Source organism: Sodalis sp. dw_96, from assembly GCF_018449575.1.
In the GTDB taxonomy this organism is placed as follows: domain Bacteria; phylum Pseudomonadota; class Gammaproteobacteria; order Enterobacterales; family Enterobacteriaceae; genus Acerihabitans.
In genome coordinates, this window is the sequence record NZ_JAAVUT010000003.1 from 453,899 (window position 1) to 468,992 (window position 15,094).

General features: G+C 53.7%; 12 protein-coding genes and 1 other annotated feature. Of the genes, 7 read left to right on the plus strand and 5 right to left on the minus strand.

What is annotated here, in order from left to right; translation table 11 throughout:
* Positions 1–139: 139 nt before the first annotated feature.
* Together HB631_RS07575 and HB631_RS07580 are read right to left on the minus strand one after the other, a co-directional pair.
* The gene (locus tag HB631_RS07575) at positions 140–1,792 is read right to left on the minus strand and encodes a hypothetical protein (protein WP_213990522.1); all 1,653 of its coding nucleotides are present in this window, start codon (positions 1,790–1,792) and stop codon (positions 140–142) included.
* A 46-nt stretch (positions 1,793–1,838) separates the two neighbouring features.
* Positions 1,839–2,795: a glycosyltransferase gene (locus tag HB631_RS07580; RefSeq protein ID WP_213990523.1), complete on the minus strand. Its 957-nt coding sequence runs from the start codon at positions 2,793–2,795 to the stop codon at positions 1,839–1,841.
* Positions 2,796–3,216: 421 nt separating this feature from the next.
* On the opposite strand from HB631_RS07580, the gene sltY reads away from it, so the two are divergent.
* Positions 3,217–5,136 (plus strand): murein transglycosylase, encoded by a 1,920-nt coding sequence (gene sltY / locus HB631_RS07585; protein WP_213990524.1) that lies wholly within the window; start codon positions 3,217–3,219, stop codon positions 5,134–5,136.
* 55 nt (positions 5,137–5,191) lie between these two features.
* Positions 5,192–5,521: a trp operon repressor gene (gene trpR / locus HB631_RS07590; protein ID WP_213990525.1), complete on the plus strand. Its 330-nt coding sequence runs from the start codon at positions 5,192–5,194 to the stop codon at positions 5,519–5,521.
* Between the two features lie 122 nt (positions 5,522–5,643).
* On the opposite strand, the gene yjjX is transcribed toward trpR, so the two are convergent.
* Entirely contained in the window at positions 5,644–6,180 is a 537-nt protein-coding gene (gene yjjX / locus HB631_RS07595) for an inosine/xanthosine triphosphatase (protein WP_213990526.1), read from the minus strand.
* Between the two features lie 50 nt (positions 6,181–6,230).
* Here yjjX and gpmB point away from each other — a divergent pair, with 50 nt between their 5' ends.
* The gene (gpmB, locus tag HB631_RS07600) at positions 6,231–6,878 is read left to right on the plus strand and encodes a 2,3-diphosphoglycerate-dependent phosphoglycerate mutase GpmB (RefSeq protein ID WP_213990527.1); all 648 of its coding nucleotides are present in this window, start codon (positions 6,231–6,233) and stop codon (positions 6,876–6,878) included.
* Here the strand turns inward: gpmB and robA are convergent.
* Positions 6,875–7,744: an MDR efflux pump AcrAB transcriptional activator RobA gene (gene robA / locus HB631_RS07605; RefSeq protein WP_213990528.1), complete on the minus strand. Its 870-nt coding sequence runs from the start codon at positions 7,742–7,744 to the stop codon at positions 6,875–6,877. The genes gpmB and robA overlap by 4 nt on opposite strands.
* A 230-nt stretch (positions 7,745–7,974) precedes the next feature.
* On the opposite strand from robA, the gene creA reads away from it, so the two are divergent.
* Entirely contained in the window at positions 7,975–8,457 is a 483-nt protein-coding gene (gene creA, locus HB631_RS07610; RefSeq protein ID WP_213990529.1) for a protein CreA, read from the plus strand.
* Positions 8,458–8,522: 65 nt separating this feature from the next.
* On the opposite strand, the gene arcA is transcribed toward creA, so the two are convergent.
* Entirely contained in the window at positions 8,523–9,239 is a 717-nt protein-coding gene (gene arcA / locus HB631_RS07615) for a two-component system response regulator ArcA (RefSeq protein WP_213990530.1), read from the minus strand.
* 956 nt (positions 9,240–10,195) lie between these two features.
* Positions 10,196–10,313, plus strand: a sequence feature (Thr leader region).
* Positions 10,314–10,339: 26 nt separating this feature from the next.
* Here arcA and thrA point away from each other — a divergent pair.
* Genes thrA through thrC form a run of 3 tightly spaced genes read left to right on the plus strand, consistent with a single transcriptional unit; the run spans position 10,340 to position 15,023 of the window.
* Positions 10,340–12,799, plus strand: coding sequence for a bifunctional aspartate kinase/homoserine dehydrogenase I (gene thrA / locus HB631_RS07625; RefSeq protein WP_213990531.1), 2,460 nt, complete (start codon positions 10,340–10,342; stop codon positions 12,797–12,799).
* Position 12,800: 1 nt separating this feature from the next.
* Positions 12,801–13,730 carry a homoserine kinase gene (gene thrB / locus HB631_RS07630; RefSeq protein ID WP_213990532.1) on the plus strand — a complete coding sequence of 310 codons (930 nt, stop codon included), beginning with the start codon at positions 12,801–12,803 and terminating at the stop codon, positions 13,728–13,730.
* Between the two features lie 3 nt (positions 13,731–13,733).
* On the plus strand, positions 13,734–15,023 hold the full coding sequence (thrC, locus tag HB631_RS07635; RefSeq protein WP_213990533.1) for a threonine synthase: 1,290 nt from the start codon (positions 13,734–13,736) through the stop codon (positions 15,021–15,023).
* Positions 15,024–15,094 lie beyond the last annotated feature (71 nt).

Genomic DNA, 15,094 nt, shown 5'->3' on the forward strand with positions numbered 1-15,094 from the left:
TGCCGCCTTCCCGCAACTCGAATTATTCAGGGTATAAGCCCGCTGCTTATGCGGGGCATGTTTGTGGCAGTTTAGCCGGTTTCAAGGCGCGATCCCAGCGATCCTCGTCCTTTAGCACAGGGAGTCCGCTATAACTGCCTCAAAACGGGAAAAAACGCAGGGATAACATGAAGCTATGTATAACTCGCCTATGGCGGCAAATAATTATTATAGAAATAATAAACAATGAAATAATACTTATCACCATCGGCGCCACGACAATGTTTTGTTGATAGAGCAGGCTGACGCGGTGCTCGCCGGCAGTGAGTTTCACTCCCACCAAACCGTTATCCAGACGGGTGATATCGGTTTTTTTATCATCCACCATCAGAGAGTAGCCGGCGTACATGATGTAAGGCAACGTCACGATTTGCTCCCCCCGCACCGTTATGACCATGTCCGGGTAGCCGTCGGTAAATCCGCTGGGGGTTATGGCCGCATTGTTATTGGCGAAATAGGCGAAGTCATTGTTGTAGAGGTGGGCATAGTTATCCTTACGGATATTGCTGTTATTAAGATAATCATCCCACAGTCCCATATAGTCCAGGCTGGTATGACGCTCGGTAAGAGCATGCTTCATCGGGAAAAACATGCTGGCGATGCATAATGCCGCCACGGACAGGATAATCCATGGCTTGCGTTGCCACATGCCGGCCAGCATTCCCGCGCTAAACAGGGCGATGATCGCCGTGGCGCAAGAAAGCAAACGCCAGGGGAATTGCATGATTTTCAGGAAAGAGAAACGATCCGGCAGTAAATACCAGGGCAGCAGGTGGGTTGCGGCCAGGATAAAAAACAGGGCTACCGCGATCATCTTTTTTGCCATGGCCGAACGGCCGTAACGTAGATAAAAGAGTGATATAATGAGTTGAATAACGCCGACGGATAAATACATGCCGTGATTGGATACGCCGTATTCCGACGGCAAGGAAAACAGGTTTTCCAGAATACCGCTGCTGAATCTGAAGACATCTTCATAACTGAGTAATTTTGCGTGGGTGGCGAAAATATCCGAATGTCGCATGTGATATAACAGCGGTATCCAATAAAATGCGCTTAACGCCAGGAAGCAAATCAGGGATTCCAAAAAGAATCTGATATTAATCTGCGTAATGAGCTTTTTGGCATTAATAACAAAAAACAGCAAAAAGAAAATAGCGGTAACGATCAGGCTGGGTATATTGGCCAAGCCAATGGCCAGCGCGCTGAAGGGGATCAGCCAGATATCCCTGCGGTCCCCCAGGAGTGAACTGCATCCCCTGAGAAACAAGGGCATGAAGGCCATGGCCAGCATTTCTCCCAGAGCAAATCTGACAAAAATATTGGTTAAAAAATATCCCGACGTGATAAACAGGATGGTACATAGATACCCGGCCGCGGAAGAGGCATGTTGCCTCTTACCCGCATAATAGGCGCAGACAAACGCGATTATATAAATAATAAAAAGCACGATTTTCATCTGTACAATGCTGTCGGCGCTATTAAAGGTAATGATTCTAACCAGCAGAAACAGAAAAGAGCTTAAGGGAGGATAAAATAGCTGCCAAGAGTAGCCGAATTGCCCCGGCATCCAGTAATTAAACAAGGGAGGGAATTGCTGTGCATCCAGTTCCTGGTTTAATGAAATCAATCTTTGAAAATGTGCCAGCCAGTCATGGCCGCTCCAGATTCCATTTTGCAACAGGGCATAACAAAGTATAAAAAATATGAGCAAATTGAGTATAATAAGAGCAAGGTCGTTTTTACTTTTCATGTAACGTTACCTTCTGGCGGAACCGGTCATCATCAAAACAGTTTTTTTAGTTTTGCTCATGGTTACTTAAATGTTTTCTGCTGCCATTAGGGAGTCTTTTGAGGATATATCTCGGCCTTCTTTTGCTCTCGATATAGATTCTGCCGATATATTCGCCGAGCACGCCGATACCAATCAACTGTACCCCGCCCAAAAAAAGTATCGCCGTCATGATGGACGGATAACCCGGCACCGGGTTGCCGCGGATTAATTTGTCGATAACCATCCATATTGCATAACATAACGCCAGCGAGGCCACGCCCAGCCCGAGGTAGGTCCAGATGCGCAGCGGCACGGTGGAGAAGCTGGTAATGCCTTCAAGGGCCAGGTTCCATAACTTCCAGCCGTTGAACTTGGACGAGCCGGCCACGCGGGGAGCGCGGACATATTCCACCACCGCCACGGTGCCCCCCACCCAGGAAAGTATGCCTTTCATGAACAGGTTGCGCTCCGGCAGTAGTTTGATATCGTTCACTATTTCACGAGACATTAAGCGAAAGTCGCCGACGTTTTCTTCAATTTTCGGCGTGCTGATCTTGTTGTGCAATTTATAGAACCACTCGGCGGAGGTCCGTTTAAGAGGGCCGTCGCTGGATCTGTCTTTGCGTTTCGCCAACACGATATCCGCCCCCGACCGCCACTTCTGAATCATTTCGGGGATGATTTCTATGGGGTCTTGCAAATCGACATCGAGGGGGATGACCGCATCGCCGGTGGCGTATTCAAGCCCGGCAAAAAGTGCGGGCTCTTTACCAAAATTGCGGGTGAAGTTTAATAGCACGACATTTTTATCGTTACTGGCCAGGTCTTCTATAATCTCCGCTGTTTTATCCTTACTGCCGTCATTGATAAAGACTATTTCCACTTCATATTGTTGCAAAGGTTCAAACTGTCTAACGGTCTGATAAAAAATCCGGACCGTCTCCGCCTCGTTGAACACGGGGACCACTAAAGAAATTCTCACTCTTCACTGACCTTGGTAGATAATGCTTGGATACGAGAATCCGCTAAAGCGGATTCAAACCAGAGAAAATAATAGACAACAGCCGGCAAATAAGTCCCCGGGTCCACCCCCTAATCCAGCCATGGCTCACGCGTTTTGAGAATATAGTCATTAATCGGCAATCTTACTGAGATCCAGGCCGTGCATTGATGATAATACCGGTGCGGTATCGGTTTGGCGCATCGCGGAGGGGAAAATCAATGGAAACCAGGGGATAGCGTGCCCGGCCGTTAAAATAACGCGACTGCCGCTGGCGTAGACCGGGCCGCTTAGCTAGCATGGTGGCTATATCGGTATCTTGTCATTGTCCGGCCGGTTTGGCCGGCGCCCGGTGTCGGGCGGGAATGAAGATTTTTTTGAGGAAAGAGAGGAAATGGTCAAGGTGGACAGATGGCGATACATTAGCGCGGTTGTATGCCTGGTGGCGGTATCCGGCTTCGCGCGGGCGGATTCAATTGACGCGCAGCGTCAGCGCTATCTACAGGTTAAGCAGGCATGGGACGGTAATCAAATGGATGTGGTATCGCAACTGATGCCGACCTTGCGTGATTATCCCCTTTATCCTTATCTGGAATACCGGGCGCTTACGCAAGATTTGTCCCAGGCGGATTTAGGTGAGGTCAAATCCTTTATCGATGCCAATCCCACTTTACCGCCGGCCCGTTCCCTGGCCCCCCGTTTCGTTAATGAATTGGCCCGGCGTCAGGACTGGCAAAGCCTGCTGGTGTTCAGCCCGCAGCCGCCCAAACCCATGGCCGCGCGGTGTAATTATTATTATGCCAAATGGGCCACCGGCGATTCGCAGACGGCATGGGACGGTGCCAAAGATTTGTGGCTCAATGGTCATTCGCTGCCTGACAGCTGCAATAAGCTGTTCGGTGTCTGGGATCAGGCCGGCCAGCGAGGGCCGTTGGCGACGCTAGAGCGCATGCGGCTGGCGATGCAGGAAGGCAATACCGGACTGGTGAATTACCTGTCCAAGCAACTGCCCATCGAGTACCAAACCATGGGTGCGGCGCTGGCGTCGCTGCAGGATAATCCGGCCACTCTGGAAGGATTTGCCCGCAGCGTGGGACCCACCGATTTGACCCGTCAGGCCACCCTGATCTCCTTTGCCCGCTTGGCCCGCGACGATGTGGACAACGCCCGTTCCATGTTGCCTACCCTGGTGCGTCTGCAAAAGATGGATCCCGATCAGCAACTGGAGATGGAGGAGAGCGTCGCCTGGCGGCTGATGGGCGGCGATGCGACCCCGGAGCAGGCCAGATGGCGTGATAATGTCATCTTACGCGGTCATTCAACGGCACTGCTGGAGCGCCGTATTCGCATGTCGTTGGGGCAAGGCGATCAACAGGGTGTTGTGGCATGGCTGGGGCGTTTGCCGGATGATGCCGGCCAGAAGGACGAGTGGCGTTACTGGCGGGCCTCGATATTACTCGATGAGGGTCGCCGTGGCGAGGGCGAACCCATTCTGCGGGCATTGATGCAGGAACGGGGGTTTTATCCCATGGTGGCGGCGCAAAAGCTCGGGGTGAATTATGTTATTAATGTAGCCCAGGCGGTGATGCCGGATCCGGCGCTGCTGCGGCGGCCTGAAATTGCCCGGGTGCGTGAATTGATGTATTGGAATATGGACAACCTGGCCAGGAACGAATGGGGCACGCTGGTGGCAAGCCTGAGTCCGATGCAGCAAGAAGGGCTGGCGCGTTATGCGTTTTTGCAGCAGTGGCCGGACATGAGCGTGCAGGCCACCATCGTCGGGAAACTCTGGGATCATCTGGAGGAGCGTTTTCCCCTGGCCTGGAGCAATGAATTCCGGCAATCCACCGAAGATAAAGGCATCAGCCAGAGCTATGCCATGGCCATCGCCCGCCAGGAGAGCGCCTGGAATCCCAAGGCGCAGTCGCCGGTGGGTGCGGCGGGGCTGATGCAGCTGATGCCGGTTACCGCCAAGCATACCGCCCAGATGTTTAATATCGCCAGTTATACCAATCCAAGCCAGCTGCTGGATCCGCAGACCAATATCAATCTGGGCACCACCTATCTGGAGTATGTCTATCAGATGTTCGGCCGCAACCGTATCCTGTCCAGTGCCGCCTATAATGCCGGCCCGGGGCGGGTAACCACCTGGTTGGACAGCAGCGCCGGGCGTATCGACGCGGTGGCGTTCATTGAGAGTATTCCTTTTTCGGAAACCCGGGGTTATGTGAAAAATGTGCTGGCCTATGATGTTTTTTACCGCTATTTCCTGCGGCAGCCGGCAAAGGTACTGACCGATGCCGAGTGGGAACGGCGCTACTGAATCGCTCAAAAATAGGATAGACTGCTGTACTCGTTAACGGGTATGGCGGTGCGACATGATTGATACAATTAATTCCGATTCCGTCGGTCCGGATCGGCGGGATACCGACTGGCAGCATTTCGCCGCATTGCTGGGACAGGCTTTTGCCGATGGGGTGCATGTGCCGTTATTGCAGCTCATGTTAACCGCGGACGAGCGGGAGGCGATAGGCATGCGCATCCGCATCGTCCGGGCGCTGCTGGCGGGGGAAAAGAGCCAGAGGGAGCTGAAAAGCGAGTTGGGTACCGGTATTGCCACCATTACCCGCGGTTCCAACAGCCTGAAAGCGGCGTCGCCCGAATTGATAGGCTGGCTGAAACGGCATTTGGTCGACGTGCCGCAATAGCGTGAACCTGTGGTAGCGGAATCATGCCGGACTTGATTACCGTCATAGCCGCCGGAGTGAGGTGCCGGAATCATGCCGGACCTGATTACCGTCATAGCCACCGGATTGGGGTGCCGGGGCCGTTACTCCGTATGGTGACCGCGGGCTTGGTAAATCTCATTGTGAAACGGGACCAGCGCGAGTATCAAGGCCTGATAATAGACGCTGCTGCGGGTCAGTTTTCCGGCGGTAAACACGCCGATAGCGCCGCCTTGACGTTTTATATCCTTTATTCCGGTTAATCTCGCCATTTCCTGCCCCAATTCTCGCCCCTCGGTGATTCCCTGTAATATACTTTCTGGTAATATTAAACTGGCAGAGCGCGATTCGCCCCGCAAATGCGTATTTTCGATCACCATCCAGGCAAAGGTCATATTATCTTCAATACCCGCCTCCACGCCGACCCAGAAATCCGCTTCGGGACAGACCTGACGAGCAGCCATTACCCGGTTGCGCGCGCCGCTGCGCGTCTCGAGATTGCCCATGGGTTGGGAAGGCACGCCGCTATCGACATCTATTCCCTCCACCCGGCAGCTTTCAAGCCCGTAGGTGTCGTTGAATGCTTGGGCAATGGCATCGATTTTCGCCGGATTAGTAGTAGCAGCTACAACATGAAACATATTGTTCTTATCACTCCAGTCGTTTTCACGCAGTATAACGGAAAAACACCATGTTACAGGTCTATCTTGTTCGCCATGGCGAAACAGAATGGAATGCCTTGCGCCGAATTCAAGGGCAATCCGACAGTACATTAACCGCCAATGGCGAACGGCAGGCACGGCAAGTCGCTGAGCGCGCTAAGTTATTAGGTATCACCCATATTATCAGCAGCGACCTTGGCCGTACACGCCATACCGCCGAAATCATCGCCCGGGCTTGTCATTGCGAGGTCTTGCTGGAACCGCGTTTGCGTGAACTGGACATGGGGGTATTGGAAATGCGCGACATCGATACCCTGACCGCGGAAGAAGAGGGCTGGCGCAAACAGCTGGTGGACGGTACGCCGGGGGGGCGCATTCCCCAGGGCGAATCCATGACCGAACTGTCGCTGCGGATGCAGGCGGTATTGGACGGCTGCCGGGATTTAGCGCAAGGCAGCATACCTTTGCTCGTGAGCCACGGCATGGCGCTGGGTTGTCTTATCAGTACCGTGCTAGGGCTGCCCCCCTATGCGGAACGCCGGCTGCGGTTGCGCAACTGCTCGCTCTCGCGCATGGATTTTCAACAGAGCCCGTGGCTGGCTCCCGGCTGGGTGGTGGAAACCGCGGGCGATGTCTCGCACCTGGACAGGCCCGCGCTGGATGAGGTTCAGCGTTAACGCCGGACCGGAATCAGATACTCGCAGCGAATCGAGAGGGGCCTTGGCGCGTCGGGTGCGCGTTCTTGCGGATAGAACCGCTCAATGTCATGGCCTTTGCGCCGGGTCATTCGAAGCGTCGGCAGGCAGGTGCCGTATAATGCCAAAATAAAGTTTTGCAAACCGTCCGCCGGCCCTTCATAAATGAACTGGGCATAGTCGCCGCCCTCCAGATCGATGGGCTGCCCGCTCAGTACGTTTCCCGACACGTCCTGTGGCTCGATGGCGGTGGTGTACAGCACCTCTTGTTCATCATCCTTTTCATGGCTGGGACGGGAATGGTGCAATCCATATAATATTGGCGGAATGTATTTCGCCTCTCCCAGATATTGCCGCCAAAAGTGGATGCGCAGCTCGCTGCGAAAGGAGCTGATTTGCTCCAGGGTACAGGAGTAGCTCTGGGTCATTCCCACCAAATGCATCGGCGGCAAGGTAATGAACTCCGGCGTGGGCATCTCATATTTTTCCAGCCTGATGGGGGGGCGAATGCCGCTGGAATCCCACTCTTCCGAACGGCGATACAATGCCGGCGTTTGGGTAAACTGTTTCTTAAACGCCCGGGTAAAGGTTTGCTGCGAATCGAAGCGATACTGCAGGGCAATATCCAGAATCGGCCGGCTGGTAAGACGCAAAGCGACCGCCGCTTTGGATAATCTGCGGGCCCTGATATACGCACCGATGGCATGACCTGTCACTTCTTTGAACATCCGCTGCAAATGCCATTTGGAATAGCCCGCTTTTGCGGCGACATTGTCCAGGGATAACGGCTGGTCCAAATGCCCCTCCAGCCAGCTTAACAGATCACGAATTATACCGGCTTGATCCATAGATCATCCTCAAAAGCGTTTATACCCTTCATCCTCCGGGTTGCCGCAACTCGGAATCAATAGGGTTTAGGGCGAGAAAATTAAAAAGTTGACGCATGATACCAATTTTTTTGCTCATAGATCGTCAAAGATTTATTAGCTTATTATTCCGAGCCATGATAGCTGTACTGTGGCAATGTCAAAAAAGCCTGCCAAAGGGCATCATCAATCAGACAAAGAAGTCTAATTCCATGAAAAAAATATTGTTATCAGCGTTATTTCTCAGTCTGCTGGGTTCAGGTGTCGCCCGTTCCGAAGAAGTCGGCTCGGTGGACACGGTGTTCAAACTCTTCGGCCCGGACCATAAGATCGTGGTGGAAGCGTTTGACGATCCGGACGTCAAAAATGTTACCTGTTATCTCAGTCGCGCCAAAACGGGCGGTATCAAGGGCGGTTTGGGTCTGGCCGAGGATACTTCCGACGCGGCGATTTCCTGTCAGCAGGTTGGACCCATAACCCTGACGGATGAAATCAAGAACGGTAAGGAAGCAGGCAGCGTGGTCTTCCAAAAGCGTACGTCGCTGGTATTCAAACGTTTGCAGGTGGTCCGTTTTTATGATGCAAAACGTAATGCGCTGGTTTACCTGTCATATTCCGACCGGGTGGTGGACGGGTCGCCGAAAAATGCCCTGAGCGCGGTGCCGATTATCCCTTGGGCCGCACAGCATCCTTGATGTTCAGCCGTCATAACACCGGCGGCGGTCGCCCGCGCCCGGTATTAAGACGGAAACGCCGGGGGCTATTCTTCCAGATCGCCGCAAAAACGGTAACCTTCACCATGAATGGTGGCAATGATTTCCGGCGTATCGGGAGTGGATTCGAAATGTTTGCGAATCCGCCTGATGGTGACATCGACGGTGCGATCGTGGGCTTTAAGTTCGCGACCGGTCATTTTTTTCAACAATTCGGCGCGGGACTGGATTTTGCCTGGATTTTCGCAAAAGTGCAGCATGGCGCGAAATTCGCTGCGGGGAAGTTTATAGTGATCGCCGGTGGGGCTTAATAGCGAACGACTATTGATATCAAGTTCCCACCCGTTGAATTTATAACTTTCCACCAGCTTGCGCTCTTCGCCGCCGCTGCCAAGGTTCATGGTACGGGACAATAGATTACGTGCGCGGATGGTTAATTCGCGGGGATTGAATGGCTTGGTTATATAGTCATCGGCACCGATTTCCAAACCGAGGATTTTATCCACCTCGTTATCGCGCCCGGTTAAAAACATCAGCGCGACACTCGCATGCTCCCGTAATTCACGGGCCAGCAGTAAACCATTTTTACCCGGCAGGTTGATATCCATGATGACCAGATTGATGTCGTTTTCCGACAGAATCTGATGCATCTCTGCACCGTCGGTGGCTTCATGAACCATATAACCCTCGGCTTCGAAAATGCTTTTGAGGGTATTGCGGGTGACTGACTCGTCTTCAACAATAAGAATGTGCGGGGTCTGCATGTTTGCTACCTAAAATTACCAACAAATTGAAAGAGGAAGTACAAAAGCCGCGGTCATCTTCATCATAGCCAGGGGAATAATGGCCACCCCCCGCGCTATAAGGCTAAAGTACATAAACGTGCTCCAGGTGATTAACTTTGGATAAACCTTGGCACCGCTAACCTGATTCTGGGCCGCTTTTCTCAAGCTCAAATGCCCTATAGCTTACCCTTATTAACAACACTATAACAGTGCCTACCGAATTTAACACTCAAGAAAATTTCATTTTGCTGACATATATCAAATTAACAACCAACATTAAATGCAATAAGGGGAATTGCTTTATATACCAGCATATTCGATAACTTTCCCCAGAGGAATATCCTCGATTCAGCTCGGTTTATCAAGCCGCACATGATAAGCGGAAAAAACAGGAACACGGCTTAAGTAACCCAATGAAAAAAAAGGATATAGAAAAATTTATCCTGTGATTTGCTTGTTACCCGCCTGCAAAGGTTGAGTCAGCCATTTTCACTTAATGACCTGTATCGGGCCCTTGTTAATATCCTGTGACCGACATCCCGGATCGCTTCAACGCTTAGGTAGCGGAGAAAACGGCGCCATCACTTCAGCCTGACTGATATGCTTAGGCGGATTAAATCCAGCCGGCGGAGAGTGCGGTATTACCGCGTATCAGTCCGGGTTGCTGGTCACCTGTGCGCATCTTCACGCTATGGAGCGCATAAAAGCGTCGGTAGCCTATGATGCCGGTTAATGCTATCTCTCTGGTGAATAAAACTGTATCAAATGATGTTATTTACTATTTTACGGCTTAAATGGCTAGAATATTGGGGATATGTAGGGTGGCGGGCGCTGTACGAAAAAGCGCCGAATACAAAATAAAATTGACTTTTTAACCTGATTGCTTTAACCAATAGGGCATAGATAAATACTATAGATTGTTTCATACATGCGCACTATCAGCCCCAGCACCATTATTATTACCATCACCGATACCACAGGTAGCGGTGCGGGCTGACGCATAAAGGATAAACAGAAAAAAGCCCGCACCTTGACAGTGCGGGCTTTTTTTTAAGCTTAAGTCCAGGAGAAAAAAACAAATGCGAGTACTGAAATTCGGTGGTACCTCGGTGGCCAACGCGGAGCGGTTCAGCCGGGTGGCCGATATCATTGAAAGTAATGCGGGACAGGGACAGGTTGCCACGGTGCTTTCCGCGCCCGCGAAAATCACCAACCATTTGGTCTCGATGATTGAGAAGACCCTCGCCGGCTTGGATATTCAGCCCACCATGCACGATGCCGAACAGATCTTCGCCGACCTGCTGCTGGGCTTATCCCAAACGCAGCGAGGGCTTGATTACATTGCGTTGCGGATATTGGTGGAACAGGAATTCGCCCAAATCAAACAGTTGCTGCATGGCATCAGCTTGCTGAAACAATGCCCCGACAGCATCAATGCCTCGATCATCTGCCGTGGTGAAAAGCTGTCCATCGCCATTATGGAGGCGGTATTTATCGCCCGCGGTTTTGCCGTCACGGTGATTAATCCGGTGGAGAAGCTGCTGGCCCAGGGAGGGTTCCTGGAATCCACCGTGGACATTGTGGAATCCACCCGGCGGATAAATGACGCCGCCATCCCGCCGGAAAATATCATTCTGATGGCAGGTTTTACCGCCGGCAATGAGAAAGGGGAACTGGTGGTGTTGGGACGTAACGGCTCCGACTACTCCGCCGCGGTATTGGCCGCCTGTCTGCGTGCCGATTGCTGTGAAATCTGGACCGACGTGGACGGGGTGTATACCTGCGATCCGCGCCAGGTGCCCGACGCTCGCCTGCTGAAATCCATGTCTTACCAGGAGGCGATGGAACTCTCCTATTTCGGCGCCAAGGTGCTGCATCCCCGGACCATCGCTCCCATCGCCCGTTTCCAGATTCCCTGCCTGATAAAAAATACCGAGAACCCACAGGCGCCGGGAACGCTGATCGGCCGGACCGATCCGGACCTGAGCAATCCGGTTAAGGGAATCACCCATCTTAATAATATGGCGATGATTAACGTATCCGGTCCGGGTATGAAAGGGATGATCGGCATGGCCGCGCGGGTTTTCGCCGCTATGTCCCGCGCCGGCAGCTCGGTGGTATTGATAACTCAGTCCTCGTCGGAATACAGCATCAGTTTCTGCGTGCCGCACAATGAATTAAACGGCGCCCGCAAAGCCCTGGAGGACGAATTCTACCTGGAGCTGAAGGACGGCCTGCTGGAACCGCTGGATATCATGACCAAGCTGGCGATCATTTCGGTGATCGGCGACGGGATGCGTACCCAGCGCGGTCTGTCGGCCAAGCTGTTCGCGGCGCTGGCGCGGGCCAATATCAATATTATCGCCATCGCCCAGGGTTCGTCCGAGCGTTCGATCTCGGTGGTGGTGGACAACGACCTTACCACTACCGGGGTGCGCGTCGCCCACCAGATGCTGTTTAATACCGATCAGGTTATTGAAGTGTTCGTTATCGGTTCGGGCGGGGTTGCCGGCGCATTGCTGGAGCAAATCCGCCGCCAGCACCAGTGGCTCAAGGAGAAGCACATCGATCTGCGGGTGTGCGGTATCGCCAATTCAAAGGCGTTGCTCACCCATGTTCACGGTATCGCGCTGGATACCTGGCAGGAAGAGCTGGCGCAAGCCCGGGAGCCGTTCAATCTGGGTCGGCTTATCCGCCTGGTTAAAGAGTATCATTTGCTTAACCCGGTCATTGTCGATTGCACGAGCAGCGCGGCGATTGCCGATCAATACGCCGATTTCCTGGCCGACGGTTTTCATGTGGTGACCCCCAATAAAAAGGCCAATACCTCATCCATGGATTATTACCGGCAAATGCGCGGGGCGGCGGCGGGATCGCGACGTAAATTCCTTTACGATACCAACGTCGGCGCCGGTTTGCCGGTGATCGAGAATTTACAGAATCTGTTAAATGCAGGGGATGAACTGACGCGTTTTTCCGGTATTCTTTCCGGATCCCTGTCCTATATTTTCGGCAAGCTGGATGAAGGTTTGTCGCTGTCGGCCGCGACGCTGGCGGCGAAGGAACTGGGATATACCGAGCCCGATCCGCGGGATGACTTGTCAGGTACGGATGTCGCGCGTAAGTTACTGATCCTTGCCCGCGAGGCCGGCCATCAGCTTGAATTGGCGGATGTGGTGGTTGAGCCCGTGCTGCCGGAAGGGTTTGATGACGGCGGCGATGTGGAGACATTTATGGCCAGGCTGCCGGAAATTGATGATGCCTTCGCCGCCAAAGTCGCGGCGGCTCGCGATGAGGGTAAGGTATTGCGTTATGTCGCCAGTATCGACGACGGCCAATGCCGGGTGAAAATCGCCGCGGTGGACGGTAATAATCCGTTATTTAAAGTGAAGGATGGTGAAAACGCACTGGCCTTTTATACCCGTTATTATCAACCGTTGCCGCTGGTATTGCGTGGATACGGCGCCGGCAACGATGTAACGGCCGCCGGTGTATTTGCGGATCTTTTGCGTACGCTGTCATGGAAGTTGGGAGTTTAAAATGGTTAAGGTGTATGCGCCGGCATCAATAGGTAATGTCAGTGTCGGCTTCGATGTGTTGGGGGCGGCGGTTTCGCCGGTGGACGGTACGTTGCTGGGGGATTGCGTGACGGTGGAAGCCGCGGCGCAGTTCAGCCTCACCAATCAAGGTCGCTTTGCCGGCAAACTGCCGCCGGATCCGCAGCAAAACATCGTTTATCAATGCTGGCAGCGGTTTTGCCAGGCGGTGGGTAAAACCGTTCCGGTATCCATGATGCTGGAAAAGAATATGCCCATCGGCTCCGGCCTTGGCTCCAGCGCCTGTTCGGTGGTGGCGGCGCTGGTGGCGATGAACGCCTACTGTGATTATCCCCTGGACGAAAACCATATGTTGACTCTGATGGGGGAAATGGAAGGGCGCATTTCCGGCAGCGTCCATTATGATAATGTGGCGCCCTGTTTTCTCGGCGGCATCCAGTTGATGCTGGAAGAGAACAGTATCATCAGCCAGCAGATTCCCGGTTTCAGCGAATGGCTGTGGGTGATGGCCTACCCGGGTATCAAGGTCTCCACCGCCGAGGCGCGGGCGATATTGCCGGCACAGTATCGCAGGCAGGACTGTATCAGCCACGGCCGTTTCCTGGCGGGCTTCATTCACGCCAGCCATACCCAGCAACCCGCCCTGGCGGCCAAGCTGATGAAAGACGTCATCGCCGAGCCCTACCGTACCCGTTTGCTGCCGGGATTTATCGAGGCGCGTCAGGCGGCGACTCAAATCGGCGCGCTGGCCTGCGGTATCTCCGGGTCCGGGCCGACGATGTTCGCGGTGTGCGATCGGGAGGATACCGCGCAGCGCCTGGCGGGTTGGCTGGCGCAGCACTACCTGCAAAACGATGAAGGATTTGTTCATATTTGTCGCCTGGATACCACCGGCGCGCGAGTGATGGGATAACACATGAAACTGTATAATATTAAAGATCACAACGAGCAGGTGAGCTTCGCGCAGGCTATCAAGCAGGGGCTCGGGCGCCGGCAGGGGCTGTTTTTTCCCCATGAGCTGCCGGAGTTTACCCCGACTCAAATCGATGAGCTGCTTGAACTCGATCTGGTGACCCGCAGCGCCCGCATCCTGTCGGCGTATATCGGTGATGAACTTCCTATTCAGGTCATTCACAAGCGTGTGAACGCCGCGTTTGAATTCCCGGCGCCGGTGGTGAATATCTCGGCGGATATCGCCGCCCTGGAATTGTTCCATGGCCCGACCCTGGCGTTCAAGGATTTCGGCGGCCGTTTTATGGCGCAGATGCTGACCGAGGTGGCCAAAGGCGAGCCGGTGACCATCCTGACTGCGACCTCGGGCGATACGGGCGCCGCGGTGGCCCACGCCTTTTATGGTCTGGATAACGTGCGGGTGGTGATTCTTTATCCTAAGGGCAAAATCAGCCCGCTGCAGGAAAAGCTGTTTTGTACTCTGGGGGGGAATATTCACACCGTCGCCGTTGAGAGCGATTTTGACGCCTGCCAGGCGTTGGTGAAACAGGCGTTTGACGATGAGCCGTTGAAACGGCAGTTGGGCTTGAATTCGGCGAACTCCATCAATATCAGCCGACTGCTGGCGCAGATTTGCTACTATTTTGAAGCAGCGTCGCAGCTGTCGCAGGAAGCGCGCAATCAACTGGTGGTATCGGTCCCCAGCGGCAACTTCGGTGATTTGACCGCCGGGTTATTGGCCATGTCGCTGGGGCTGCCCATCAAGCGTTTTATTGCCGCCACCAACGCGAATGATACCGTGCCGCGATTCCTGTCCGGCGGCCAGTGGTTGCCTAACCCCACCGTCACCACTCTGTCCAACGCCATGGATGTCAGCCAGCCGAACAATTGGCCTCGGGTGGAAGAGCTTTTCCGGCGCAAGAGCTGGCGTCTGGACAGTCTGTCCTATGGCAGCGTGAACGATGACGTCACCCGGGATACCATGCGCGAGTTGGCGGATCTGGGGTATATTTCAGAACCTCATGCCGCCATTGCCTATCGGCTGCTGCGGGATCAGCTTAAACCGGGCGAATTCGGTTTGTTCCTCGGTACCGCCCATCCGGCGAAATTCAAGGAGACGGTGGATGAGGTGCTGGGCACGTCGCTGCCGTTGCCGAAAGCTTTGGCGCTGCGGGCCACGTTGCCGCTGCTGTCACGGCAGCTGCCGGCGGATTTTGCGCAATTGCGCCGACTGCTGATGGATTTGCCGCTGTAAGTCATTGGGCATGCTCTCCCTTTAACAGGCTCGTTGCACGTCTGGTGATCGCGGGCCTACCATGCCAAGGG